This window comes from Streptomyces sp. NPDC096311 (assembly GCF_044763085.1).
GTDB lineage: Bacteria > Actinomycetota > Actinomycetes > Streptomycetales > Streptomycetaceae > Streptomyces.
In genome coordinates this window covers 1-24,806 of sequence record NZ_JBIWFN010000037.1, presented here as the reverse complement: position 1 = coordinate 24,806, position 24,806 = coordinate 1, and the positions used below count along the sequence as shown (strand labels likewise).

Genomic DNA, 24,806 nt, shown 5'->3' with positions numbered 1-24,806 from the left:
TGAGGGACCCGCCGATGCTTCCGGACACGACCGTACCCGCTTCGCTGCTGGCGGTGCTGACGTTCCTGCGGGGCTGTTTCACCACGCCGACTTTCACTACCTTCGCCGCGCTGGTCACGGGCCTGATCGCGCAGACCGGCCGGTGCACGGTGACCGGCATGCTCACTGGCGCGGGGTTGAACCGCACCTGGTCCCACGACCGTGCCCACGCCTTCTTCTCCCGCGCGAGCTGGAACCCTGACCTGCTGGGCATCTCCCTGTCCCACCTGGTCGTGTGTCAACTCCTGCCCGCAGGCGCGGTGTTGACGGTGGCGGTGGACGACACACTGTTCAAGCGGCGCGGGAAGAAAGTGTTCGGTGCGGCGTGGCAGCACGACGGCGCGGCCACCGGACCCCGGGGTGTCGGGCGCGGGACCTGCTTCGTGGTGCTCGGCCTCGTCGTCGACCTGCCCTTCGTGGCCCGGCCGGTGTGCCTGCCGGTGATGGCCCGGCTGTGGCGCCCCAAGCAGGAGCTGAGCACGGAACAACCGGACGGACGTCCAGCACACGGACAACTGGGGTGCTGATCAAAGTTCACGGCAAGCTCTTCCCCGCCGGCTCGACGGCAGCCAAGGCCGCAGTCATGCCCCGATCAGTATGTGTGGCATCTGCGCTCATCCGGCGGAAGTCATCCCGGCAGGCCCGTCCGGCGCCGCGGTGGACCCGCGGGCGCCGGGTGCGCAAGCCGCTTGTTCAGGTCCCCGCGCCGTCACCTGTGCGGAAGTGCGCCGCTCACTCGAAGGGGGTCAGGAAGTCCCGGGTGGCCAGGGCCCTGTTCACGATGCGGGTGTCGCCGATCCATCCGTAGAAGCCCTGCCCGAACTGCTCGTCGAACTGTGTGGCGCCGATGATGAAGGGCTTGCCGAGCGTGGTGATGCCGGTCGACGGCTGCGACGGATTACGGGCGATCTTCGAGCCGTCCACGTACATCACCGTCCGGCGGCCGTCGTTGACGAGTGCGATGTGCATCCACCGGCCGACGGGCACGGCGTGGCTCCACGACGTGGGGTCCGCGTCCTGCTTGTAGGGATAGACGACGAACTGGAGGAACCTCTCGGGCGACAGGTTGAGGCTGCAGGTGGGCTCCAGCGGGGACCAGCCCGTGGTCTTGCCCGCGTCTCCGTTGCGGCCCTCCCAGCTGAGGATGCCCATCCAGCTGTGGTCGCCCTCGAACGGCTCGGGCAGCATGAGGTACGTCTCGATGGTGTAGCCGCCGGTGAACTTCTCACTGTTGAGGGCGGCGCCCGCGGCGGTCGTCAGCACGGCACCGCGGTCCGGGCTCTTGCCGCCGTCGAAGCGGAGGCTGGCGTGCGCCGGCTGGCCCAGGTGGTGATCCGCCGACCAGGTGAGCGCATCGGGTCCGCTGGAGTGCAGACGGCTCACGGTCAGATGGTTGCCGTTGCCCGTGAGGTCGCGCACGACCGCTCCGTCGGCCACGGTGGCGCCCGGCGATCCGGCCGCAGCCGTCCCGGAGGCGTCGAAGCGCCAGTACGCGACCGTGCCGCGGGGCATCACGGCGGATGCCGGACGCGGCTTCGGCGGGGCGGCCGGGGCGAAGCCCTTGAAACGCTCGTCGAAGTCGACACTCAGGCTGAACCGGTCGGTGGGGCCGGTCAGTTCGATCGTCTCCGCCTCCAACGGCGCCCGCTTGTGCGGGTCGCGGGCGAGGAACCACGGCGAGAAGGTCTCGACGTCGATGACCTTGCGGACCAGGTCGAAGCCGTACAGGCGGATCATCCCGGCGCCGCCGTAGTAGCGGTCCTGGTAGTTGGTGATGTGGACGTGGACATCGTTGTCGGCGTCGTTGGTCAACACAGTGCGCCCGGGCGGCCAGTAGTGGCCTCCCAGCGCGAGGAAGATCTGGTCGTTGCCACGGATGAGACCGTCCCACAGCCGCCTCCCGTGGTCCGACAGCTGCGCCGCGCCGTCGTCGTCCGACCAGGCGAGGTCGTGCGTGGTGAGGACGGCGGGCAGCGTGGGGTGCGCGTCGAGCACCCCCTGCGCCCAGCGCAGTCCGTTGTCCGACACCCGCCAGTCGAGTGCGAGGACCAGCCATTCCCGGCCCGCCGCACGCAGTACGTGGTAGCTGTTGTAGCCGTCGGGAGAGGCACCACGGAAGGTCGGCATCGAGGCGTAGCGCTGGGGCCCGAACGCCGCGAGGTAGGCAGAGTCGCCGCGCTGGTCGTCCGTGGAGGAGCGAATGTCGTGGTTCCCCGCCAGGACGCTGTAGGGCACCTTGCCGTGGATGGTCCTGAAGGTGTCGGCGGCGAGTGCGATCTCCTGCTCGGTGCCGTGTTCCGTGACGTCACCGAGGTGCGTCATGAAGGCGATGTTCACCTCCTCCCGCTCCGCGGCGAGGTAGCGGAACGTGGCGCGCAGGGGTGCCGGGTCGGAGCTGTCGGCGTCGAAGAGGTATTGCGTGTCGGGCAGGACGGCCAGCGCGAAGCGGGGGCTCTCGGTGTCGAAGGGGGACCGGCCGCCGCTGTGGGCTGCCGGGTCGGCGTGTGCCGGGGTCGCCTCGAATACGGTCGCCACCGCGCCGACCGCGGGTATGGCGACCGCGGCCTGCAGCAGTGCGCGTCTGTCCAGCCGGTTGTGGTGCCCTGCTGTGCTCATCTGATCCCTCCATGGATACTCCGCCCTTCAGGGCGGAGAGGAAAACGGACTCCTGCGGAGCAGGGCAGGGAAGGACGATCCGCCGCCAGGGCGGATCGTCGTTCGCGACCAACTACCCGCAGGTGGTCGCAAGTTGATGCGACAATTGTGAGTTGTGGGCACTCACGTGAAGCGGGCGTATCGGTACCGCTTCCATCCGACGGATGCGCAGGCAGCCGAGCTGTCGCGCACGTTCGGGTGCGTGCGGAAGGTCTACAACCTGGCGCTCGCCGCCCGGACCGAGGCATGGACGCGGCAGGAACGGGTCAACTACCACCAGACCTCGGCCATGCTGACGGCGTGGAAGAAGACCGGGGAGCTGGCCTACCTGAACGAGGTGTCCTCGGTTCCGCTCCAGCAGTGTCTGCGGCATTTGCAGACGGCGTTCACCCACTTCTTCGGCAAGCGGGCGGAGTACCCGCGTTTCAAGTCGCGGAAGAAGTCGCGCAGGAGTGCGGAGTACACCACCAGCGCATTCCGCTTCCGTGACGGAGCGCTGACACTGGCGAAGATGACCGAGCCGCTGGCCCTCGTGTGGTCGCGCCCGCTGCCCGAGGGAGCGAAGCCGTCCACCGTGACCCTCTCGCAGGACAGCGCGGGACGCTGGTTCGTGTCCCTGCTGTGCGAGGACCCGTCCGTCAAGCCGCTCCCGGCCACCGGTCAGGCCGTCGGTGTCGATGTCGGCCTGGACCACCTGCTGACCCTCTCCACCGGGGAGAAGATCGCCAACCCCCGGCACGAGCGCCGGGACCGCACCCGCCTCGCCAAGGCTCAGCGCAACCTTGCCCGCAAGGCCAGGGGCGACGGCGCCAACCGCAGGAAGGCCCGGCTGAAGGTCGCGAAGATCCACGCGCGGATCGCTGACCGGCGCCGCGACACGTTGCACAAGCTGACCACTCGGCTCGTTCGTGAAAACCAAACGATCGTGATCGAGGACCTGACCGTGCGCAACATGGTCAAGAACCGCCGGCTTGCCCGCGCCATCAGTGACGCGGCGTGGAGCGAGTTCAGGAGCATGCTGGAGTACAAAGCCCAGTGGTACGGGCGCGAGGTGATCGCGGTGGACCGGTGGTGGCCCTCCTCCAGGCTGTGCTCCGCCTGCGGCACCGTGCAGGACACGATGCCGCTGAACGTGCGCACGTGGACGTGCGACTGCGGCATGACCCACGACCGCGACGTGAACGCGGCGCACAACCTTCTGGCCGCCGGGCTGGCGGTGACAGTCTGTGGAGCTGGCGTAAGACCTCAACGGAGTACTCCGGACAGGCAGTCGGCAACGAAGCAGAAACCCTCACGGCGCGAGCCGTAAGAATCCCCCTCCTTCAGGAGGGGGAGAAGTCAAGTGCCCTCCAGATGAGAAACGTTGGGCTCGCAAGGCACAGTCCTGAGCGGCCGTGGCCACGTGGTGACAGGTAGCTGAACGCCGAATTCTGTTCGCCGCACGTTTGGCTTCCGTCGCCGCGGTGCGAGGCGGGGTGCGCTGTGGGAAGAACAGCTCGCGTGCGCCGTCCCGGCCCGCTCGCCCGCTGCCCCTCCTCTCCCGGAGTCCTTCGCCGGGGTCCTTCCCTCCCCTGGGCTCCTGCGTGGCCGATCCGGCCGCCGACGGCGGCCGGAGGCCTCTCGTCCCAGGCCCGAACGGGGCTGTGCACGACGCCGTACTCCTGCGATCGCACGACGCCGAACGGACCTTCTGCGCCGACCCCGCGGCCGGAGATGCCCGGAGCCGTTCGGCGAGGCCGGCGAACACGCGTATCGCTGCCGTCTGCGGGGAATCGGCTGCTCCCGCCCCGGTCCGGCCCGCCATGTCGACGGGGGCGCGGCCCGGGGGCGGGAGCAGCCGTAGGCAAGAGGGTCGTGGCCGTACAGCGTGAAGCGGCCGCCCCTCGTACGGACTGCCCCTCGCACGGGCTGCCCCTCCAGAGCCGGCAGTTGTGCCCGGCCGTCTGCCCGGCTCGCACAGGGCCTCCTGCCCGACCCCGCTCACCCGGGCCGGGCAGGCCCCGTCACCTTTCCTGCGGCCTGCCCCCGAGCGGCAGGCCCTCGGCGTCCCGTCGTCGGCCCGGTCGGCCGACCGATCAGCGGGTCAGCGGGATGTCAGTCGTGGTCCTCCTCGCGCTGGTGCGCCGCGACCAGGGCCTCGATCATGTCGACGGCGCTGCCCTCGTGGTCGCTGCCGGCCGTTCCGCTGCCCTGCTGGATGTTCGCGGTCCGGTCGACCTCGAGGATCGAGTCGGCGTGCGAGTTGTCGAGGACGGTGATCAGGCTGTCGCCCGCGGCCGCCGGTGTTGCCGCGGCGCCCAGCAGGGCTACCGCCAGCACGGCGGCCGTGCGCAGTCGCGGTAGTGGGACGCGTGCCGGTGTCACGCGCTCACGCCCTGGGGTTCGGGCCGCAGCCGGGCGATGTTGCGCTCCAGCAGCTGGGTGGCGGTCTTGACGCCGACGCCGTCCGCCGCGTTCACCACGGGGAGCCGGCCGTCCGCCGTTTTGAGGTCGGCGAGCGCAGCGTGCATGGCCTGGTGGGCGGCGAACAGACACGGTGTGCTGTAGATGGCGACGTCCACGCCGAGTTCGGACAGTTCGGTCAGTGAGAGCCGGGGGGACTTGCCGCCCGCGATCTGGTTGAACAGCAGGGGTTTGTCGCCGACCACCTTGCGGATCCGCCGGATCCATTCCACGCTGCGTACTCCGTCGACCAGGACCACGTCCGCGTCGGTCGCGGCCAGTTTCTCGGCCCGGTGCAGGATGTCGTTCTCGTCGGTGGCGTCCGTGCGGGCCACCACCACCAGGTCCTGCCGGGTCGCCAGTACCATCTCCAGTTTGGTGAGGTACTCCGACAGCGGCAGCACCTGCTTGCCGTCGGCGTGCCCGCACCGGCGCGGGCGCTTCTGGTCCTCCAGGATCACTCCCGACGCCCCGATCCGCTCCAGTCCCTCCACGACATGACAGGCGACCTCGGGGTCGACGTATCCGTCATCGATGTCCACCAGCAGATGGTGGCGCGGGAACGCGCCCCGCAGCCGCTGGACGAACGCCATCATGTCCGGCCAGGCGATGAAGCCGATGTCCGGCAGCCCGTAGTACGAGGCCGCGAAGCCGAAGCCGGAGACGAACATCCCGTCATAGTGCTCGGCCGCGATCGACGCCGAGTACATGTCATACACGCCGATCAGCGGAGTGGTCTCCGGCCCGGCGATCTGTTCCCTCAGCTTCTTCCCGTAGGTCAACGTCCGGTTCCTCTCGTGGGGTTGAACACGTCGCGCGGAGAGGGCCGTCGCAACACGACCGCCCTTTGCCAGAACAAGAGGATCCCTATAGCGACAGCGGACTCTCCCCTTGGAAGGGCTTTACTCACCTCAATGGCGCAAGCGGTTCACCGGAGAAACGTCACTGGCCCTCCGGCCGGGCCGACCGGTTGATCCCGCCGCGCGGACGGGCGCGGAAGCCCGGTCCGCGCAGGCGGCCGGGGCGTGGCCGAGGGCATTCAAAAAAGCAGCCCCGCTTCCGGGATACCGGAGGCGGGGCTGTGCGGAGCGCCGGGCAGGCCTTGCACCTGCATCTCCCCGCAGGAAGCGGGGCATCTTTCCTTGGACCACCAACGCGCGGCTGACCGCCGGAAGTTCGGGCGGCTCGCTCAAGATCAATGATAGCGCAGTCCCGGCGTCCCGGATCACGCGGCGGCGCAGGAACCGGACCGGCTGTCGTGCGGGGCAGCGTCCGATTCCCCGGGTGTTCAGGTCACTCGGGTGTCCAGGTCCTCGGGTGTCCAGGTCCTCGGGTGTTCAGGCCAGCGGAATGGTGACTTCGTCCTCGACCGGCGGGTCGATTTCCTGCGCGCGGTTTCCGGTGGCTGCGAAGCAGCGCAGCCGGACCGACTCCGGGGTGACGTCCAGGCGCAGGAAACACTTGAAGAACGGCGGGCTGTAGGTCGCCGAGCTCGGCGAGAAGAGCTGGGTGTAGATCTTCCGCACGGGCAGGCGGAAGCGCGAGGTGCGCTCGGGGCGGCCGCCCGCGCCCAGCAGGTTCGCGATCAGACGGGTGCGCCGGGTGACGCGGGCGGGCGGGCCCTGGGTACGGGTCGGCGGGATACCGAGGCGCTCGGCGACGACGGCTGCCGCCTCGGCCTCGGTGAGGGTGAACAGGCGGCGCAGGCGGAGCCGGTGCCCGTAGAGCCTGCTGTAGAAGGCGAGGGAGTCGCCGCGCAGCGGGTAGCAGCGGAACTCCTGCTCTGTGACGTTCGCGACGCGGACGCGGGGGATGGTGTGGGTGGCGTGCATGAAGGCTCCGCCGCCGCCCGACACCACGTACTGGATGGTGCGGCCGTCGACCTGCACCGGGTAGCGCTGGTAGTTGTGGATGTCGCCGCCTATGGCCGCGAGGTAGCGGTGGGCGGGGTCGCGGACGAGGTCGTCGACGGTGCCGCCGCCTTCGATGGGGCAAGGGTGGTGTTCGCCGTCCACGTACAGGGGCGAGCCGGTGACGAGGATCTTGGGGAGAGGTCCCTTGGACACCTCGCGCAGCCATGCGCCCTGCTCGGCGTCGATGGTTCCCAGCAGTCCCGTGTCGATGCCTATGATCCGCACCGGACCGGCGTCGATGGCCCAGTACGGGCCCGGCTGAACGGCCTGTTGGGCCGGCGAGGAGCGCAACTTGCGTGCCTCGGTGAGGTGTTGTCCGTCGGCCGGGTGCGGCCGGTGCCACAGCAGCGACCGCAGCCAGGCCCGTGAGAGGGGGCGCGGCGCGGGCTGTGGGGCGAGTGGCGGGGCGTCGTCGCAGAAGACGCGCATGAAGCCGCCGAGGTCTTCGTACCAGTCGTGGTTGCCGGGTATCGCGTATATGGGTGCCTGGTAGTCCTGGTACGGGCGGAAGAACTTCGTGCCGTAGTCGTCCGTCCGGCCGACGGGGTAGATCACGTCGCTGGCGATGACGGCGAACTTCGTTTCCTGACTGGCCTTCAAGAAGCCGGGGACGACGGCGTATTGGGGCTCGTCGCCCTCGCCGGTGTCTCCGATGACCATGAAGGAGAAGTGGTCCGGGTCGTCGCGCCGGATCACCTTGGCGGCGGGTGCTCCGGCGGCCGTCCGCTGTGCCACCCAGCGGCTGCGGGTGCGGCCCGTGGGGTCCCCGAACCAGGAAGCCAGTACGCCGTTGCGTGCGGCCCACAGGGTCTTCGGGTTGAGCCATGAGAGCTTGTCGACCTGGTGCGGCATCAGGTGCTTGTACTCGCCGTGTTCCGGGGTGCCCCAGCCGGCGCCTTCGGCGGTATCGCGTGAAGAGTCAGACACCGGTGAACCGTAGCAACGATCCAGGAACGGGCCGGGGAAGGGTGCGTCGGGACACTGCCGTCTCTACGTGCTCCGGGCGGGCGTGGACGTCGAGTTCGTCCCTGTGCATCGGGCCGTGGTCATGCTCGGCGGCCTCGCTCCTTTCCGGCTTCCCGTCGCGGCCGGACAGCGACGTCGTGTCGTCGCCTGATGTCCGCCCCGACTCAAAACAGCCAGGCGTCCGCCCGGCTCGGGACAGCCCGCGGACTCCACCGGTCCCGGAGCGAATCGGGACTGCTCCCGCCCTCCCGGCATTACCCGGATCAGGCTGCCCCCAGCTGCGCCGCCTTGCGGGCAGCCTCCTCGTGGCCGGTGCGCGCCGCACCAACCCGGCTGCCCGACGCCGACCACGGCCCGGGGGGCGGGGCGGCGGGCGGCGCGCGGTGGGCCATTCAGGCCCGTGGCTCCGGCCGTGGCTCCGGCCGTGGCCGGACTGGGCAGTTTTCGAGAAGCGCCGGCGGCCCGGCCGCCCCTACCGTCGAAGACATGAACTCCATCGGCTCCGTCACCCTCGAGGTGGCCGACACCACGGCCGCCGCACGCTTCTACTCCACCGCCTTCGGACTGGACTCGTCGCACGTGCGCCTGCGCGCCTGCGAAGCCCCCACGACCGGCTTCAGCGGTTTCACCTTGTCGCTCGTGGTGTCCCAGCCGGGCAACGTCGACGCCCTCGTCCGCTCGGCCCTCGACGCCGGCGCCACCGCCCTCAAGCCCACCTCGAAGTCGCTGTGGGGCTACGGCGGCGTCGTTCAGGCCCCGGACGGCACGATCTGGAAGATCGCGGCGTCAACGAAGAAGGACACGGGCCCGGTCACCCGGGACTTCGACGAGCTCGTGCTCCTGCTGGGCGTCGAGGACGTGAAGGCCAGCAAGCAGTTCTACGTCGAGCAGGGCCTCACCGTGGGTAAGAGCTTCGGCGGCAAGTACGTCGAGTTCGCCACCGGGCCGGGCCCCGTCAAACTGGCTCTGTACAAGCGCCGCGCTCTCGCCAAGGACGCGGGTGTCCCCGCCGACGGCACCGGATCGCACCGGCTCGTGCTCTCCGGCGCCGCCGGTCCGTTCAGCGACCCGGACGGGTTCGTCTGGGAAGCCACCGCTCCCCTGACCGCCACCGCCTGAGCCGAGTCACCTCCGTTTACCGGATCGTCTTGCTCAACGGCAGACGCGAGGACTACACCTGCTACCTCGACGCCGCACAACTGATCGCGCATTGGCCGATCCTGCGCACAATGCCCGGCCGCGATGTGCGCACCGCCTGGGAGGACCGCAGTCCGCGGGACGACGGCGTCTGGACGGTGGAGGGATCGCTCACGGTCCGTGGGCACCAAGCTCCCGTCCGGCTGACGATCGACTCACTGACCGTCAGGGACGGACCGCTGCGGCTCTCGGCCTCCGCCGCGGCCTCGATCACGGTCCGGGCCTCCGCTCCCCCGGCGTCGGCGACACGTGCGAAGACCTCACCCGGGCAGGGCTCGTAGTCGCCGGACAAAGCAATGGGTCAGCGCGGACCACGGCTTGACGACCCTTGTCCGGAGCCCGGGCCAGGGCCGGGCTCGGCCACTCGATCGGCGGGGATCAGTGCTGGGCGAAGTCAACTTGACCCGGCCCTAAAGGACCGGGCTTGGAGGTAGCGCCCGACTGGCTGCTGGGTTGGCTCCTCCGTCCAGACACCCCTATGGGGTGGCAGGGACGCGTGACTCACGCCCCACATTCCACGCGGTCTCGCCACGGGTGGCGATGTTGCGGGAAGCATTCCGGTCGGCGTGGGCAACGACCCCGCACCCCCGGCAGATGAAAAGCCCCTGGTCGACACGGTTGCGCTTGTCGATGTGGCCGCACTCGGCGCACGTCTGCGACGTGTACGCGGGATCAACGAAGACCAGGGGCACGCCTGCCCGCCTGGCCTTGTAGACGATGAAGTCTCCGAGCTGGGCAAAGGCCCAGGAGTGGAGTGCGACCCGTTGGGGCTTGCGAAGCCGTACCCTCTGCCGGATTCCCTTGAGTGCTTCCAGGGAGATCCCAGCCGAGGTGCGTTCAGCCTCGGTCACGATCGTCTTGGCGATGATGTGGTTGGCGTTCTTGACGTGCCGCTGTTCGCGGCGGGAGCGCTCCTTCAACCGGCGCTTGGCGGACTTGGTGCGCTTCTTCTGGAGCTTGGCCCGCAGGGCAAGCTGACGCTTGCGGTAGCGGTTGAGACCGCGCCCGGCGGCCTGGTAGCCGGTGGACGTGGTGGCAATGTTGACGATGCCGAGGTCCACGCCGATGAAGCCGTCCGGTTCGTACGTCTCGGCCTCGGGGACCTCGCAGGTGGCGATCAGGTAGAAGACCCCGTCACGCTCGATCAGGTCTGCCTCGCCCTTGCGGTACTCGCGGAGCGTCTTGAGCGCGTCGGCGGAGCAGACGAAGCGGACGTTCTTGAGGCGCCCGGCAGTTGTCCAGATGGACACGGTCTGTACGTCGTACTGCCAGCTCAAACACCGGTCGTCATATGGCTGCGCGGCCTCGGGACGGAACGTGATCGGCTTCGACCCGGCCTTGATCCGACGCTTCGACTTCGGCTTGCCGAGGTTTCCGGCGCGGATGTTGGCGTGCAGCGTCGTGTACGCATCGCGCACCTTTTTGATCACGTGTTGCGACGCCTGCGCCCCGAGCCCTTCGGCCTTGAGGCGCGGGTACGTGTGCTTACGCAGCTCGTACTCACGCGGCACACCATGGGCGAACGCCACCTCGGAGACCCAGCACGCCAGGTCGTTGACCGTGCCCAGGGGCGCCGACAGAGCGGCGGCCTGGTCGGCCTCCGGCATCAGCTTCACCTGCGTCGCGATCTTCATGCCGGGCATCGTACTACAGTTGATCTATGTCACCACGCTGGGAGTCAAACCCCAACATTCGTAGGGGCCGCACGGTCGTCTATACCCTCCACGCTCACTTGGTCTTCACGCCCAAGTACCGGCGCGGCCCGTTCACCGACGAGATCCTTACGCGCTGCGAAGAGATCATGCGGGCCGTGTGCGCCGACTTCGAAACCGAGCTGGTGGAGTTCAACGGCGAGGCCGATCACGTCCACCTGCTCGTGCACTACCCGCCCAAGGTCGCCATCTCCCGGCTGGTCGGCTCCCTCAAGGGCGTCTCCGCCCGCAGGCTCCGCCAGGAGTTCCCCGGCCACATCCGCAAGTACCTGTGGGGCGACCACTTCTGGTCCCCGTCCTACTTCGCCGCGTCCTGCGGCGGCGCACCGCTGGCGATCATCAAGGAGTACATCGAGAACCAGAAGCGTCCCGGCTGAGGCAGACAGTGCAGACCCGTGCGCCCGTGCGGGTCAGAGCAGTGTTAAGAAGCGCTTCCTCCCGGGCGTGAACGCCCGGGGTTCCGCGCTAGATCATGCTGAAGACTGCCGGTGTCATCGGATTTGCCCGGGGTGACCGGCGACCCGCTGCGGCATGTCGCCACTGGTCCGGTCCGGCCTTGAGGAACAGGTTTCAAAGACCAGGCCGGCGGGGGCGCGGTGGACACAGTATGTGCCGCCACCGTCACCCGATCTGCTGCGCCGCAGGTCAAAGTGGTTGCGATGGGTGATCGGCGCAATCGTTCGAGGTGCGCGCAGAGGTCGCCGGAGGCGGGCGGGTCAGCCGGCGGCTTGGAGTTCCGCCTGGCCGGCGGCCCTGCGACGGCCTGGATGACGGGGGCTGTGTCGGTCACGGCCGCAGCGCTGTCACAAAACCGATCGCTATCCGGTCATTCGATGAAAAAAGGGGCATTCCACTGGAACCCCGCAGCGCCGACTTCCCAGACCCCTGAGGGCAGCACTCGATGACCACGATCAGTCTCGACGCAGTGACACTCGGCAAGCAGTTGAATGTGTCCGATGTATCCGATACCGCCATCGCGCTGCTCGACGAGCAGGGGATGGTCACCGCATGGACACACACCGCCGAACGGCTCGTCGGATTCCGCGCCGGGGACGTCGTGGGCCGGTCCGCCGCACTTGTGCTGCCGTCCTTCAAGGAAGCGACGACGACGGCAGCGTTCGTCGAGCGGTGCCGTGCCGAAAACGGGTGGTCAGGGGCGACGGCAGTGCGCCACCGGGACGGCCGCGCACTCGACGCCAGCGTACGGCTCACGATGTTGCACGGTCAGGACGGGACAGCGCGATGGCTCGCGTCCGTGACCGACGCCCTCCCGCAGTCCGGGGACGCGATAGACCGATCGGTGCGGGGACCGCTTCTCGCCCGCGCGCCGATCGGTGTCGGCATTCGTGACCGGCAACTGCGGTCCACCTACGTGAACGACGTTGCTGAGAGCTACGACGGCCTTCCCCGTGACCGGCGTCTCGGACGCCGATTCACCGAGGTACTGCCCGGTGCCAATGCCGAAACAATTGAGGCGGTGATGCGGCAGGTTCTCCAAAACGGCGCGCCCAGGATCCACGAGTACCGGACGTGGCTGCCGACGAGCCAGGGCCCGGAGCACCAGTTCGCGGCCTCGTTCCAGTGCCTCCAGGGCGCCGACGGCCAAGCGCTGGGGGTGTGCGTCATCGGCGCTGACGTCACCGCGAGCCGGCGGACGCGTGAGCACCTCGCCGCCCTCAGCCAGGCCAGTACGCATCTGGGCAGCACCCTGGATGTGACGCAGGCCAGCCAGGAACTGGCCGACCTGGCCGTGCCGTTGCTCGCCGACCACGTCGCCGTGGACCTGGAGCAGTCGATCTCGTGCGGGGAGGGGCCCCCGGTCCGCATCGGCGCGACGGGCAAGCACCTGCCCGGTCTGCGACGTGCCGGTCTGGCCTCGATCCTCCAGGGGGTCCCGGAATCCCGATGGGGGCGCGGCGAGCCGGTGTTCGTGCCGCCGGTCTCCCCCTTGGCCGACGTCCTGCGTACCGGGAAGTCCCTCCTGGAGCCGGTCCTGGACACCGCCTCGAGCACATGGGTCGACGAGGTGCCGGAACTGGCGCACGGGGTCCGCGAGCACGGCGTGCACTCGATCATGATCGTACCCATCCGTGCACGGCGCTCCCTGCTGGGCGCGGCGCTGTTCGTCCGCACAGAGGATCCCGTGCCGTTCCAGGAGGTCGATCTCCTCCTGGCCGAAGAGCTCGTCGGCCGCGCCGCGCAGTCGTTGAACAACGCCCGTCAGTACGCTCGCAAACACACCGCCGCCCTCACGCTGCAACGCCATCTGCTGCCCCGCCGGTTGACAGGCGGCACAGCGGTCGAGGCAGCGTCGCGCTACCTGCCCGCGGACCTGGACCACGGTGTCGGCGGCGACTGGTTCGACGTGATCCCGCTGTCCGGCGCACGGGTGGCGCTCGTCGTCGGCGACGTGATCGGACACGGCCTCCACGCCGCCGCGACCATGGGCAGGCTCCGCACCGCCGTCCACACCCTCGCCACCATGGAACTGCCCCCCGACGAACTGCTGGCCCACCTCGACGACACGGTCCTACGACTGGGCGAGGAAGACGCCGACGCCCCGGACCAGACCCCCGCGGTTGTGGGCGCCACCTGCCTGTACGCCGTCTACGACCCGGCCACCCGCCGGTGCACCATGGCGCGGGCCGGGCATCCCCCGCCCGCGGTCATCGACCCGCGGGGACGGGTCACATACCTCGACCTCCCGCCGGGAGCCCCCCTGGGTGTCGGGCTGGGGGACCCCCCCGAATCCGTGGAACTGGAACTGGCCGAGGGAAGCGTCCTCGCCCTGTACACCGACGGCCTGATCGAGACCCGCGACCACGACATCGAAGAGGGAATGCGCCGGCTGGGCACTGTCCTCGCACAGCCGGGCCGGTCTCTGGAAGACCTCTGCGACATCGCGACGCGGTCCCTTCCGGACCAGGCACCGTGCGACGACGTCACACTCCTCCTCGTCCGCACCCGCTGCCTCAGCCCGGCCCAGGTTGCCTCCTGGACGCTGCCCGGTGACCAGTCCGCCGTCAGCAGCGCCCGCACCCTGGCGGCACGACAACTGACGGAATGGGGCCTGCGAGGTCTTCAGGACGCCACGAAACTGATCGTCAGCGAACTCGTCACCAACGCCGTCCGCCACGGCACCGGACAGATCGAGCTACGGCTCATCCGGCACCAAGTCCTGACCTGCGAAGTGTCCGACACCGGCCCCTGCACCCCGCGTCCGCGCCGCGCACGCACCATGGACGAGAACGGCCGCGGCCTCTTCCTCGTCACCAACCTGTCCCGCAGATGGGGCTCCCGCCCGGTACCGGGGGGCAAGGTCGTCTGGGCCGAACAAGACCTCCCCCGCACATCCGGCCCCCGGTCCGCGGCTGCCTGAGGCGAACCCGCGGGCCTCGCGAGGCGGGCTTCGCAGGGGCGTCCGGCACACCTCCGGACCTCTATCGGTCCCCAGTCCGACCGGCCATCGGTCCACCCGCTGAGGAGCACACTGATGCAACCCGACACCATCGTCCTCGTCCACGGCTTTTGGGTGACGCCGCGGGCCTGGGAGAACTGGATCGCCCACTACGAGAACAAGGGCTTGCGTGTCATCGCCCCGCCCTGCCCCGGCTTCGAGGTGGAGGTCGAGGCCCTCAACGCCGACCCGCCCCCCATCGGGACCGTGACCGTCCCCGCCGTCTTCTCCGCCCTGGAGAAGATCACACCCGCCGAGGGCGTGGCTGTCGTACCGCTGTCCCAGGTCCGGTCCACCGTTCCGGTGCTGAAGGACCCGGCCGACCGCCACCGCGCCGTCGGTTTCGACTACAAGGCCGACGGCACCGCCGCCGAGGTCACGGTGTTCCCCGGCCGGTCCCACCTGATGCCCGCCCAGGACGGCTGGCAGGAGATCGCCGATCACGCCCTCGGCTGGGCGCTCGCCCACACGAGCGACGCGCGGATCAGCGCAGCAAAGGAGTGAATCATGACCCGCAGACGAGTACTCGTCACGGGCGCGTCCAAAGGCATCGGCCGCGCCCTCGCCGAGCAGCTGGCAGAAGAAGGCCATACCCCCGTGGGCATCGCCCGCAGCGCGCCGCAGTCCTTTCCCGGCGAGTTCCACGAAGCCGACCTTGCCGACCGTGCGGCCACCGATCAGGTCCTGGCCGAAGTGACGGGCGCGGGACCGGTCGACGCCGTGGTCAACAATGTGGGGATGGTGCGGCCCGCGCCCGTCGGGGAGGTCGCGCTGTCCGACCTCGACGCGGTTCTCGACATGAACGTGCGCACCCCACTCCAGATCGTCCAGGCCGTCTTGCCCGGCATGCTCGAACGGTCCTGGGGCCGCGTGGTGAACGTCACCAGCCTGGTCACCCTGGGGTGGCCCGATCGAACGTCCTACGGTGCGGCCAAGGCCGCCGTGGAGTTCTTGACGCGAGGCTGGGCCGGAGAGCTTGCCGCACACGGGATCACCGTCAACGCTGTCGCCCCGGGTCCCACCGAGACCGAGTTGTTCCGGGAGAGCAACCCGCCCGGGTCGGCCGGAGCCGCCGGCTACCTGGCGGCTGTTCCCATGGGCAGGTTCGGGCGCCCGGACGAGCTCGCGGCCGCCATCGCCTTCCTGCTCTCCGAGAAGGCGGGTTTCATCACCGGGCAGATCCTGCGCGTCGACGGCGGTGCGAGCATCGGCCGCAACAGCGCCTGAGAACGGCTGACACGGTGGGGCGGATCGGCGCTGTTGCCGCGGACGAAGGACGCCGTGGCCCTGGTCCGCGATGCCGCCGCCATCGGCGTCGCCCGGAACGCCCGGATCGCCCGCCGGCTGCGCACCTGGGACACCCTCTGAGGCTCCGCCGGCAGGCGGCGGAGCCTCTCGGTGGCCTGTGTGAGGCGGCTACCGGACGAGTTCCCAGTCCTGCGAGCCGTCCGTGAGCGCGTTCTGCAAGGTGAGGGGCGCGCCGTCGAACGGGCCGGTCAGGTACAGGTCCGTGTTCCTGACCGACTGGAGCCGGTAGAACCCGTCGGTGGTCTTGACGAGGTTCCAGCTGCCGGTGGCGCTGTTGTCGACCCACTGGCCGATCCGCTGCCCGGCCGTCGCGTTGCCGGTCCAGACGGCCGCCGCGCGGCCGCCGGACTTGTTCAGCAGGCTCACGCCGCCGTTCGGCTCGGTCATCACATGCCAGTACTGGGTGTCCGGGTTCGCCGCGGAGCCGGGGTCCTCCAGGACGACGTCGGGGACGTCCGCGTTGCCGATGTTCGCGTCGTTGGTCTTGTTCCCGGTGCCGATCACCTGGCCGGTCCTGCGGTTCACCAACTGGTAGTAGGCGCCGGCCGATCGACCGAGGTCGGCCTCGGCGTAGGCGATCGTCGAGGTGCCCTGGTTATTGAGGATCGCGATACGGCCCGTGCCGTCGACGTACTGCAGGCTGCGGCTGTAGCCGGCCTTCGAGGTCGTCTGGTACTCCTTCCAGACGCCGTCGCTGCGTCCGCTCTCGTTGACCCACACGTTGCCGCTGCCGGCCGCGTTGTAGACCAGGCGTCCCCCGGGAAGCCTGATGACGACCGGGCTGCCGCCCGTCGCGAGCGGCCGGGAGCCGGTGTCGACCGGCAGTGAGGTGACGGCTTCGCCGGTCGGCGAACCGCGGTAGAACTGCAGCGGGTTGTCGGCGATCACGTACCTGGTGTCGGCTCCGCCGCCCCAGTACTCGAAGGTGAGCAGCCACTTGCCGTCCGCGGTGCGGACGACGTTCGCCATGCCCGGCCGCCCGCCGCCGATCTCCGTCCTGCCGCCTCCCGTGCTCTGGGTCAGGCCCGCGATGTCGACGACGGGGGCGCTCCACTGCGCACTGCGCCCGTCCCAGGTCTTGTGGGCGAGGATCTGGCCGTGCGAGTCGGTGGCGGTGGTGTCGGCGGGGTGCGGGGTCGGGACGCCGGTGGTCGCGTTGAAGCCGGTGTAGTCGTTCTCGTCGGAGTAGTAGCAGACGAGTTGGCCCTGGTAGACCATCAGGTACGGCTCCCAGACGGGGTCCACCTGCCGGTGTGTGTTGGCGGTGGCGATGTTCTGGCCGATCGCGCCCGCGCTGCCGCCCTGCCAGCCGCCGGTCGCGATGACGTTGACGACCTTCCACGTCGCGCCCTCGTCGGTGCTGGAGTACAGCGCGATGGCGAGGTCGCCGCGGTCGCCGTCGTTGGAGGGCGTCCAGTGGGGGTCGGCCGCTTTGTGCTCGCGGTAGTACTGGTCGTCGCCCGACACGACACTCGCCAGGAGGAGCGTGCCCTGCTTCAGGTTCCCGACGTCCTGCGGGAGCGTGTAGAGGTACGGATTCGTCCAGTTGCTCGTGTACTTGGCGTACTGGGGGTCGCTGGAGAGGTACGCGGGAGCCTTGACCTCGGACAGCGGCTGCCAGGTGGTTGCGTGGTCGTCGCTCTTGTAGACCGGGAGGGTCTGGCCGTCGGCGCTGCCCGTCGCCGGGACGACGGTGGACTTCTCGAACGACGCGACCAGGCGTCCGCTCGGCAGTTGCGCCGACTTCGGGTAGACGGCGCAGTTGCCGCGCCCCTTCAGGCACGGTTCGCTGCCGAGCTGGTAGAGGATCCCGCCCGTCGGGTTGTACGCCTGCGCACCGGTGGTCATGGGGATCGCCAGTATCGCGGCTGCCGCGAGGAACGTACCCAGTGCCTTTGCCGCTCGTCTTGCCTGCACAGCTTGCACGGCTACTCCTTCGGGGAGACGAGGACGCGTACGTCCCACGGGCTGAGGTCCAGCACGGTGCCCGCGGGAATCGACGTGCCGTTCAGGGCGTCGGCGAGGTTCACCGGAGCGTGAACGCTCGCGGGCTGCCAGCTCCAGTTGTGGACGATGTGCACGCGGCGGCCGTCGGGCGCCGTGCCGGTGGTCGTCGTGACGGACTGCGGCAGCTCGCCCCAGCCGCTGCGGGCGGCCGGTGCCATCCAGGCGGCCAGTGCCCGGGCGAGGTCGCGGCCGGGCACGGTGCCGACGCAGGTGACGCGGCCTTCGCCGTGGCGGCGGGTGGTGACGGCGGGAAAGCGGCCGAAGTGCGGGTGCTCGTAGGTGGCGAGGACGTCGGCGTCGGTGACGGTGAGGCCGTCGGCCCAGGCGGTCGCCGTGGCGTTCTCCGGCAGGGTCAGCGCACTCCCGGGCACCGCCCGGACCGGGATGGCACACGTCAGGTTGCTGAATTCGTCGTACGTCACTCCCGCGGCGCCGGTGAGGCGGGCGGGGGCCGCCTCGTGCCGGGCCCGGGCCTCGTGGTCGGCGTAGCCCGTGCGGGGGCCCAGGACCAGGTGGCCGCCGGCGTGGGCGTAGGCGGCGAGCCAGTCGAGGGTGGTGTCCTCGGCGAGGTAGAGGGCGGGGACGACGAGGACGGGGTGGCGGCGGGCGGCCTCGCCGGGGGCCATGCCGTCGCGCCGGCCGCGCGGGTCGTGCAGCTGGCGGGCGTGGACGATGCGGACCTGCCGGCCGGCGTCGAAGGCGCCGCGGTAGAAGGGGTCGAGGATGCGGTGGTAGGCGGCCGGGTCCGGTGCGCCGTCGGGGGTCGCGAGGGGCGGGTGCTTCTGCATCAGCCACTTGCTGGGGGTGGAGTAGACGATCGTGATGTCGGCGTCGGGTTCGAGGCCCGCGACGAGCGGTCCTGCGGTCTCGAACTCCTCCCCCAGCCGGGCCAGTTCGGCGTAGGTGCGGCCCGGCCGGCCGCTGTGCGGCAGGACGCCGCCCCAGTAGGTTTCCGCGCCGAAGCGCAGGGTCTGCCACTGCCAGTACTCGATCATGCGGGCCCCGCGGCCGACGAGGGCCCAGGCGGCCTGGCGCCACTGGCCGTCGTAGGCGGGGCGGTTGTCCCACGCGTAGCCGATGGAGGAGGCGTTGGTCTCGGTGACCAGGAACGGTTCCTGCCGGGAGGAGAACATCCAGTCGGCGGTCTGGTACAGCGACCAGACGCCGGTGCTCTGCCACTTCTGCTCGTGGCCGTCCGGTGTCGGGTCGGGCAGGAGCAGGCCGTCCTGCATGGCGTAGTAGGGGTTTCCGGTGGCGATGTCGAGGCGGTCGGTGAGCTCGTCGTCCTCCACGGCGGGGCGGGTGTAGGAGATGCAGGTGGTGACGAACTGCTCGGGGCGGGCGTATTCGCGGACGAGGTCGGCCTGCCAGCCGATGAACTCGGTGCACTGGCGGGCCTGAAACTCCCGCCAGGCGACGTCGTACTGGGGCTGCACGTTGCCGTCGGGCGTCCACAGGTCGGCCCAGGTGGACAGGCGGTGGGACCAGTAGACCAGGCCCCATTCGCGGTTGAGGGTCTCGACGTCGCCGTACGTGGCGCGCAGGTGGTCGCTGAAGCGCTGGAAGACGCCGTGGTTGTGGAAGAGCTCCAGGCCCGGTTCGTTGTCGACCTGGAAGCCGATGACGGCCGGGTGGCCGGCGTACCGGGCGACGATCTTGCGGATGATCCGCTCGGCGTGGAAGCGGAAGGCGGGGTGGGTGAAGTCCGCTTCCTGGCGGGCGCCCCAGCCGATGCGTTCGCCGGTGCGCCGCTCGCCGGTGATCTCCGGGTACTGGCGGGCCAGCCACGGCGGTACGGCGTACGTGGGGGTGCCGAGGATGACGGAGATGCCGCGTTCGTGGGCGCCGTCCAGCACCGGCTGGAGCCAGTCGAGTGCGAAACGGCCGTTCTCGGGTTCCCAGGTCGACCAGACCGACTCGCCGACCCGGATGACGGTGAAGTGCGCGTCGGCCATCAGGTCGAGGTCGGTCTTGAGCTGTTCGTCGGGCCGCGGGTCCGGGCCGTAGGCGGGGTGGTACTCGTGGTAGTAGGCAGCGCCGAACAGCACGCGGGCGGGCAGGTCCGCCATGGACAAACCTCCAGGGAGCAGGGGGTGTTGGGGGTGCTACTGCTTGACGCCGCCGGTGGCCAGGCCGCTCTGCCAGTACCGCTGGAGCATCAGGAAGGCCAGGACGAGCGGGACGATCGAGATGAGGGAGCCGGTCACGACGAGCGCGAGCATGTCGCTGCTGGCTCCGGCGCCGCCGTTCTGCGCCTGGTCGGCCCACCGGGACAGCCCGACGGTGATGGGGTACAGGTCCGGGTCGTTGAGCATGATCAGCGGCAGGAAGTAGTTGTTCCAGGTGGCGACGAGCGTGAAGAGGACGACGGTCACCAGACCGGGGGCCAGCAGCCGCAGCGCGATGGTGAGGAAGATCCGGAGCTCTCCGGCGCCGTCCATGCGGGCGGCCTCGATGAGGCTGTCGGGGACGGCGTCCTCGGCGTAGATCCGCATGAGGTAGAGGCCGAAGGGGCTGATGAGGGAGGGCAGGATGACGGCCCAGGGGGTGTTGACCAGGCCTGCCTTGGCGAAGAGGAGGTAGGTGGGGATCGCCAGCGCGGTGGTCGGGATCATGATCGCGCCGAGGACGAGGTTGAAGGCGGCGCCGTGGCCGCGGAAGCGGTACTTGGCGAAGCCGTATCCGGCCGCCGCCGCGAGCAGCGCGGCGCCCAGTGCGCTGGCCCCGGCGTACAGGACCGTGTTGAGCAGCCAGCGCCCGAAGACGCCGTCGTCCTGGGTGAAGGTGGCCTTGATGTTCGACAGCAGCTGCGGGGCGTGGGAGAACCACAGGCCGAAGCTGTTGAACAGGTCCTGGGTGCTCTTGGTGGAGGCGATGAGCAGCCAGAACAGCGGGAGCAGGAAGTAGGCCAGGACGGCCAGCATGGCGATGGTGAGCGGGGTGCTGCGGCGGTGCACGGGCGAACGGCGCGACGGACGGGTCTCGGCGGGAACTCGCTTCGCCGCCGCGGTGGTTGAGGCGGTGGGCGTCACGGTGGTCATGCGGTCCTCCTGCGGTTCGCGGTGAGCAGGAAGGCGTACGACACGATCACGATGACCAGGCCGAGGATGAAGGACACCGTGGCCGCGTAGTTGGTCTGCTGGCTGATGAAGGCGACGGAGTAGGCGTAGAGGTTGGCGGTGTAGGAGCTGTCGATGACGTCCGGTGCGACCTTCATCAGCAGGCTCGGTTCGTTGAACAGCTGGAAGCTGCCGATCACCGAGAACAGCAGGGTGAGGGTCAGCGCCGGGCGCAGCGCGGGGAGTTTGATGGACCAGGCGATGCGCCAGGCGCCTGCGCCGTCCATGGCGGCCGCCTCGTAGAGCTCGGCGGGGATGGTGCGCAGGGCGGCGTACAGGATGATCATGTTGTAGCCGACGAATTCCCAGGTCACGATGTTCGCGAGGCTGCCGAGCATCCAGCTGTCGCTGAGGAAGTGCGGGGCCGGCAGGTGGAGATGGCGGCTGATCTGGGCGAAGGGGCCGAAGTCGGGGCCGTAGAGGTAGCCCCACATGAGGGTGGCGATCACGCTGGGGACGGCGTACGGGACGAAGATGCCGAGGCGGATCACCCGGGCGAGGCGCAGCAGGCCGCTGTCCAGGGCGAGGGCGAAGAACAGGGCCAGCAGCAGCATCACGGGGACCTGGATGGCGAAGAACAGCGCGACGCGGCCGATGCCCTTGAGGAGGAGGGGGTCTTTGAGGGCGGTGACGTAGTTGTCCAGGCCGACGAACGTCGAGCCGCCGATGAGTTTCTCCTGGAAGAGGCTCAGGTAGGCGGCGTAGCCGAGCGGGGCGAGGAAGAGGAGCAGGAACAGCGCCATGAACGGGGCGATGAACAGGGCTCCTGCGGTGCCGTGGCGCGGGCGGGGCGGGGACTTCGTGCGGCTGGTGCGGGCGGGCGCTGTGGTGGTGGCCGCTGTGGTGGTGGCCATCGTCAGCCTCCCTCGACCGTGAAGCCCTGGCCCTTGGCGAAGGTCGTGATGCGTGACTGCCACGAGCCGAGGGCGCGGACGGTGTCGGACTTGTCGGCGAGGGACTTGCCGACGGTCTCGGTCCAGTCGGTGGCGACCCGGTCGAGGAACGGCGGCCACTGGAAGGAGGGGTTGACCTGGGTGCTGATGTCCGCGAAGACCTGGTTGACCTTCTGGCCGCCGTAGAAGGCGGGCGTGTCCCCGAGGAAACTCGCGTCCGCGAGCAGGGTCTTGGTCGCCGGGAAGAAGAACTGTTCGGTGGCGAACATCCTGGCGCTGGCGGGGTCGCTGTTGAGGAACTGCGCGAACACCGCCGCCTGGATGGGGTTCTTGGTGGAGCGGATGACCGCGGTGGTCGAGCCGCCCCAGTTGCCCGCGCTGGGCTTGGCGGCGTCCCACTGCGGCAGCGGGGCCGCGCGCCATGTGCCCGCGGTGGCCTTGGCGGAGCCCGACAGGAAGGCCGGTCCCCAGGCGCCGGTGAGCCAGGTGGCGTACTTGCCCTTGTTGAGGGCGGCGTACCAGGAGTCGGTGAAGTCCGGCTCGACGCCGATCACGCCTTCCCTGGCGAGGGCGCCCCAGTACTGGCCGAGTTTCCGGGAGACCGTGTCGTCGACGCTGATGGTGATGTCGCTCTTGCCGGAGGTCACGTACGGCTTGGCGCCCGCCTGCCAGAGCAGGCCGTGCCAGGCGGCGACCTGGTTGGCGGCGAGGTTGGTGAGGTAGATGTCGGGGTCGGCCTTGTGGAGCCCCCGGGCCGCGGCGGCGAACTCGTCCCAGGTGGTGGGGACTTGGATGCCGTGCCGGTCGAAGATGTCCTTGCGGTAGAGCATGCCCATCGGGCCGGTGTCCTGGGGGATCGCCCAGATCTCGCCGCCGCTGCCGGAGACCTGCCCCCAGGTCCAGTCGACGAAGGCGGACTTGAGCGCGGAGGCGCCGTACGGGCGCAGGTCCAGCAGGCTGTCGGTGAGGGTGAACGTCGGGATGGCCTGGTACTCGATCTGCACCATGTCCGGGGCGCCGCTGCCGGCCTTCAGCGCGGTGCGCAGTTTGGTGTACTCGGGTGTGCCCTGACCGGCGTTGACGACCTTGACCTTGACGGCCGGGTACTTCTTCTCGAAGAGCGCGACCTCCTTGTCGATGTTCGGGACCCAGGTCCAGAACGTCAGTTGGGCCGGGGTCTTCATGGCCTTGTCGATGTCGGCCTGGCCGACCGGCTTGGCGGAGGAACCGGCGGCGGAGCCGCCGTCGCCGCCGCAGGCGGACAGGGTGGCGGCCAGCGACAGCGCGCCCGTGGCGGCGAGGAAGCCCCGGCGGCTGAGGGGTGACGGGCTGGAGGAGGGGCTGGGGAAGGGTCCGGACATGGTGAACTCCCGCTGAAGGGTGTTGGGGACCGGCACACCGGGCGACGGCGTGCTGACGCTGGATTCGGGTGGTGTCAGGCGCGGTGTGGCGTGACGGGCGGGGCCGGGAGGGCGGGCCTGTCAGAGGTCGCGCCGGGGAGGGCGCAAGCAAAAACGGCGGCCGGTGCGGGGCCTGATCGAGGCCCGGGGAGCGGCGGTGGGTACTGCTGAGGAACCGGGCCGGGCTGAGCCGGCTTGGGCTGAGCTGGGCTGGGATGGCTGGGCCGGCTTGGGGCAACACCGGAAGCGGTGGAAGGCGTGGAGGCGGTGGATGGCTCTGGTGGGGGCGGACCTCCGTCGGTGAGGGGGACTGCGGTGGCCCGGGGTCTAGCGGGGCGGCGGGGGTGCTGACGAGGCGCGGACGACGAGTTCGACCGGTGGGTCGGTCATCGGCAGCGGGTCGGCCTGCGGGTTGTCGATGGCGTGCACGAGGAGCTTCAGGCCGTCCTGTGCCATGGCGTCGAACGGCTGACGCACCGTGGTCAGCGGCGGGGTCACGTAGGCGGCGACCGGGATGTCGTCGAAGCCGACCACGCTGACGTCCTCCGGCACGCGCCGCCCGGCTTCCGTCAGCGCGCGGATCAGGCCGATGGCCATGTCGTCGTTGGCGGCGAACACCGCGGTCACACCGGGGCCGGCGAGAAGTCCACGGCCGGCCGCGTAGCCGGAGGCGGCCGACCAGTCGCCCTCGGCGACCGGCGGCTCGGCCCGGCCGTGCGCGGCGAGCGCCTCGCGCCATCCGTCGAGGCGGTCCCGGGCGGAGTACCAGCGCTGTGGACCCGCCAGGTGGTGGACGGTGGTGTGGCCCAGCTCCAGCAGGTGCTCGGTGGCCGCCCGCGCCATCTGGCTGGAGACGATGCCGGCCGTCACCACATGGGGGGCGGCGAAGGGCGGGGGTGCGCCGAGGACGAGGACCGGCACGTCGACCCGTGCGGACAGGTCCGCGCCGTCCGCCTCGTCGATCGGCTCGGAGATGACGATGCCGTCCACGCCCTGGTCCAGGAGCGAGTCCACGGCCCCGGCGATGCCCGCCCTCTCGCCTTCCATGGTGTTGACCACACGCAGTGCGTAGCCGGTGTCCCGCACGGCACGCTCGACACCCATGAGCAGCGAGGCCGGACCGTACAGGGCGGTGCCGAGCGTCACCACACCGATGGACCGGGTGCGTCCGGAGGCCAGGGCGCGGGCCGCGTTGTTCGAGCGGTAACCGAGTTCCTCGGCCGCCGCCAGGACGCGGCGGCGCACGTCCGCCGAGACGTACGGCTCGTCGTTCATGACCCGGGACACCGTCTTCTGCGACACACCCGCCAGGCGCGCCACATCCACACTGCGCGGCGCGGCTCCCGCGCCGCGTCCTGCCCCTGGTGTCATGGTGTCTCCCGATCTTCGGCAGCCGCATCCTAGCCCCGGTCCGCTGTATGACTGCGCTGTCATGACTGCGCAGTCATATCTACGCAACGGGGCGGGGCGCGTCAAGACTTCGCGCAACATCTCTGCCGTCCGGAGCCGGGCGCCGGTGCGGCCGGTGTCGGGCATGGCGGTGCGGGGCACGCGGTTCCCACCGCGTGCCCCGCACCGCCGGGGACGACGTTCTCCAGCCCGGCCCTAGTAGGACTCCGTTAGGTCTTTCTGTCGGCCGTGTTCAGCGGCATGCTGAGTGTGTGGACGCACATGAAGTGAACCGTGCTCGGGCGCAGT

At 69.9% G+C, this 24,806-nt stretch carries 19 protein-coding genes; 8 read left to right on the top strand and 11 right to left on the bottom strand.

The genetic code is table 11. From position 1 onward, the window contains the following. Positions 1–14: 14 nt before the first annotated feature. A complete protein-coding gene (locus tag ACIRA5_RS50415; RefSeq protein WP_403704539.1) occupies positions 15–566 on the top strand; it encodes a transposase in 552 nt (183 codons plus the stop codon). 205 nt (positions 567–771) lie between these two features. On the opposite strand, the gene ACIRA5_RS50410 is transcribed toward ACIRA5_RS50415, so the two are convergent. Next, entirely contained in the window at positions 772–2,655 is a 1,884-nt protein-coding gene (locus tag ACIRA5_RS50410) for a LamG-like jellyroll fold domain-containing protein (protein WP_403704537.1), read from the bottom strand. A 154-nt stretch (positions 2,656–2,809) separates the two neighbouring features. On the opposite strand from ACIRA5_RS50410, the gene ACIRA5_RS50405 reads away from it, so the two are divergent. Further along, complete coding sequence (locus ACIRA5_RS50405; protein ID WP_403704534.1) at positions 2,810–4,003, top strand: RNA-guided endonuclease InsQ/TnpB family protein; 1,194 nt, start codon at positions 2,810–2,812, stop codon at positions 4,001–4,003. 785 nt (positions 4,004–4,788) lie between these two features. Here ACIRA5_RS50405 and ACIRA5_RS50400 read toward each other — a convergent pair. From ACIRA5_RS50400 to ACIRA5_RS50390, 3 genes are all read right to left on the bottom strand, one after another. After that, positions 4,789–5,058: a hypothetical protein gene (locus tag ACIRA5_RS50400; protein ID WP_403704531.1), complete on the bottom strand. Its 270-nt coding sequence runs from the start codon at positions 5,056–5,058 to the stop codon at positions 4,789–4,791. Further along, positions 5,055–5,918, bottom strand: a complete 864-nt coding sequence (locus ACIRA5_RS50395; RefSeq protein WP_403704528.1) for an oxaloacetate decarboxylase — start codon at positions 5,916–5,918, stop codon at positions 5,055–5,057. Before ACIRA5_RS50395 ends, ACIRA5_RS50400 begins: the two co-directional genes overlap by 4 nt. A 555-nt stretch (positions 5,919–6,473) precedes the next feature. Next, positions 6,474–7,976, bottom strand: coding sequence for a metallophosphoesterase family protein (locus ACIRA5_RS50390; RefSeq protein WP_403704525.1), 1,503 nt, complete (start codon positions 7,974–7,976; stop codon positions 6,474–6,476). A gap of 525 nt (positions 7,977–8,501) precedes the next feature. Between ACIRA5_RS50390 and ACIRA5_RS50385 the strand changes: the two genes are divergently transcribed. Both ACIRA5_RS50385 and ACIRA5_RS50380 read left to right on the top strand, forming a co-directional pair. Then, the gene (locus ACIRA5_RS50385; protein WP_403704522.1) at positions 8,502–9,134 is read left to right on the top strand and encodes a glyoxalase; all 633 of its coding nucleotides are present in this window, start codon (positions 8,502–8,504) and stop codon (positions 9,132–9,134) included. A 29-nt stretch (positions 9,135–9,163) separates the two neighbouring features. Next, on the top strand, positions 9,164–9,493 hold the full coding sequence (locus ACIRA5_RS50380; protein ID WP_403704519.1) for a hypothetical protein: 330 nt from the start codon (positions 9,164–9,166) through the stop codon (positions 9,491–9,493). A 195-nt stretch (positions 9,494–9,688) separates the two neighbouring features. Here ACIRA5_RS50380 and ACIRA5_RS50375 read toward each other — a convergent pair whose 3' ends face one another. After that, positions 9,689–10,846, bottom strand: a complete 1,158-nt coding sequence (locus ACIRA5_RS50375) for an RNA-guided endonuclease InsQ/TnpB family protein (protein WP_403704516.1) — start codon at positions 10,844–10,846, stop codon at positions 9,689–9,691. Between the two features lie 26 nt (positions 10,847–10,872). On the opposite strand from ACIRA5_RS50375, the gene tnpA reads away from it, so the two are divergent. The 4 genes from tnpA to ACIRA5_RS50355 all read left to right on the top strand — a co-directional run bounded on the left by tnpA (position 10,873) and on the right by ACIRA5_RS50355 (position 15,608). Beyond that, a complete protein-coding gene (gene tnpA / locus ACIRA5_RS50370) occupies positions 10,873–11,301 on the top strand; it encodes an IS200/IS605 family transposase (RefSeq protein ID WP_403704514.1) in 429 nt (142 codons plus the stop codon). A gap of 524 nt (positions 11,302–11,825) precedes the next feature. Beyond that, the gene (locus tag ACIRA5_RS50365) at positions 11,826–14,303 is read left to right on the top strand and encodes a SpoIIE family protein phosphatase (protein WP_403704511.1); all 2,478 of its coding nucleotides are present in this window, start codon (positions 11,826–11,828) and stop codon (positions 14,301–14,303) included. A gap of 114 nt (positions 14,304–14,417) precedes the next feature. Continuing rightward, a complete protein-coding gene (locus ACIRA5_RS50360; RefSeq protein ID WP_403704508.1) occupies positions 14,418–14,885 on the top strand; it encodes a hypothetical protein in 468 nt (155 codons plus the stop codon). Positions 14,886–14,888: 3 nt separating this feature from the next. Further along, positions 14,889–15,608, top strand: coding sequence for an SDR family oxidoreductase (locus ACIRA5_RS50355; RefSeq protein ID WP_403704505.1), 720 nt, complete (start codon positions 14,889–14,891; stop codon positions 15,606–15,608). A gap of 189 nt (positions 15,609–15,797) precedes the next feature. On the opposite strand, the gene ACIRA5_RS50350 is transcribed toward ACIRA5_RS50355, so the two are convergent. From ACIRA5_RS50350 to ACIRA5_RS50325, 6 genes are all read right to left on the bottom strand, one after another. Further along, complete coding sequence (locus ACIRA5_RS50350) at positions 15,798–17,537, bottom strand: RICIN domain-containing protein (RefSeq protein WP_403704621.1); 1,740 nt, start codon at positions 17,535–17,537, stop codon at positions 15,798–15,800. Between the two features lie 80 nt (positions 17,538–17,617). After that, the gene (locus ACIRA5_RS50345; RefSeq protein ID WP_403704502.1) at positions 17,618–19,765 is read right to left on the bottom strand and encodes a beta-galactosidase; all 2,148 of its coding nucleotides are present in this window, start codon (positions 19,763–19,765) and stop codon (positions 17,618–17,620) included. 36 nt (positions 19,766–19,801) lie between these two features. Beyond that, positions 19,802–20,737, bottom strand: a complete 936-nt coding sequence (locus tag ACIRA5_RS50340) for a carbohydrate ABC transporter permease (RefSeq protein WP_403704499.1) — start codon at positions 20,735–20,737, stop codon at positions 19,802–19,804. After that, positions 20,734–21,669, bottom strand: a complete 936-nt coding sequence (locus tag ACIRA5_RS50335; RefSeq protein ID WP_403704496.1) for a carbohydrate ABC transporter permease — start codon at positions 21,667–21,669, stop codon at positions 20,734–20,736. The genes ACIRA5_RS50340 and ACIRA5_RS50335 overlap by 4 nt, the downstream gene beginning before the upstream one ends. Before the next feature lie 2 nt (positions 21,670–21,671). Continuing rightward, a complete protein-coding gene (locus tag ACIRA5_RS50330) occupies positions 21,672–23,069 on the bottom strand; it encodes an ABC transporter substrate-binding protein (protein ID WP_403704493.1) in 1,398 nt (465 codons plus the stop codon). A 366-nt stretch (positions 23,070–23,435) separates the two neighbouring features. After that, positions 23,436–24,479, bottom strand: coding sequence for a LacI family DNA-binding transcriptional regulator (locus tag ACIRA5_RS50325; protein ID WP_403704490.1), 1,044 nt, complete (start codon positions 24,477–24,479; stop codon positions 23,436–23,438). Positions 24,480–24,806: the final 327 nt, after the last annotated feature.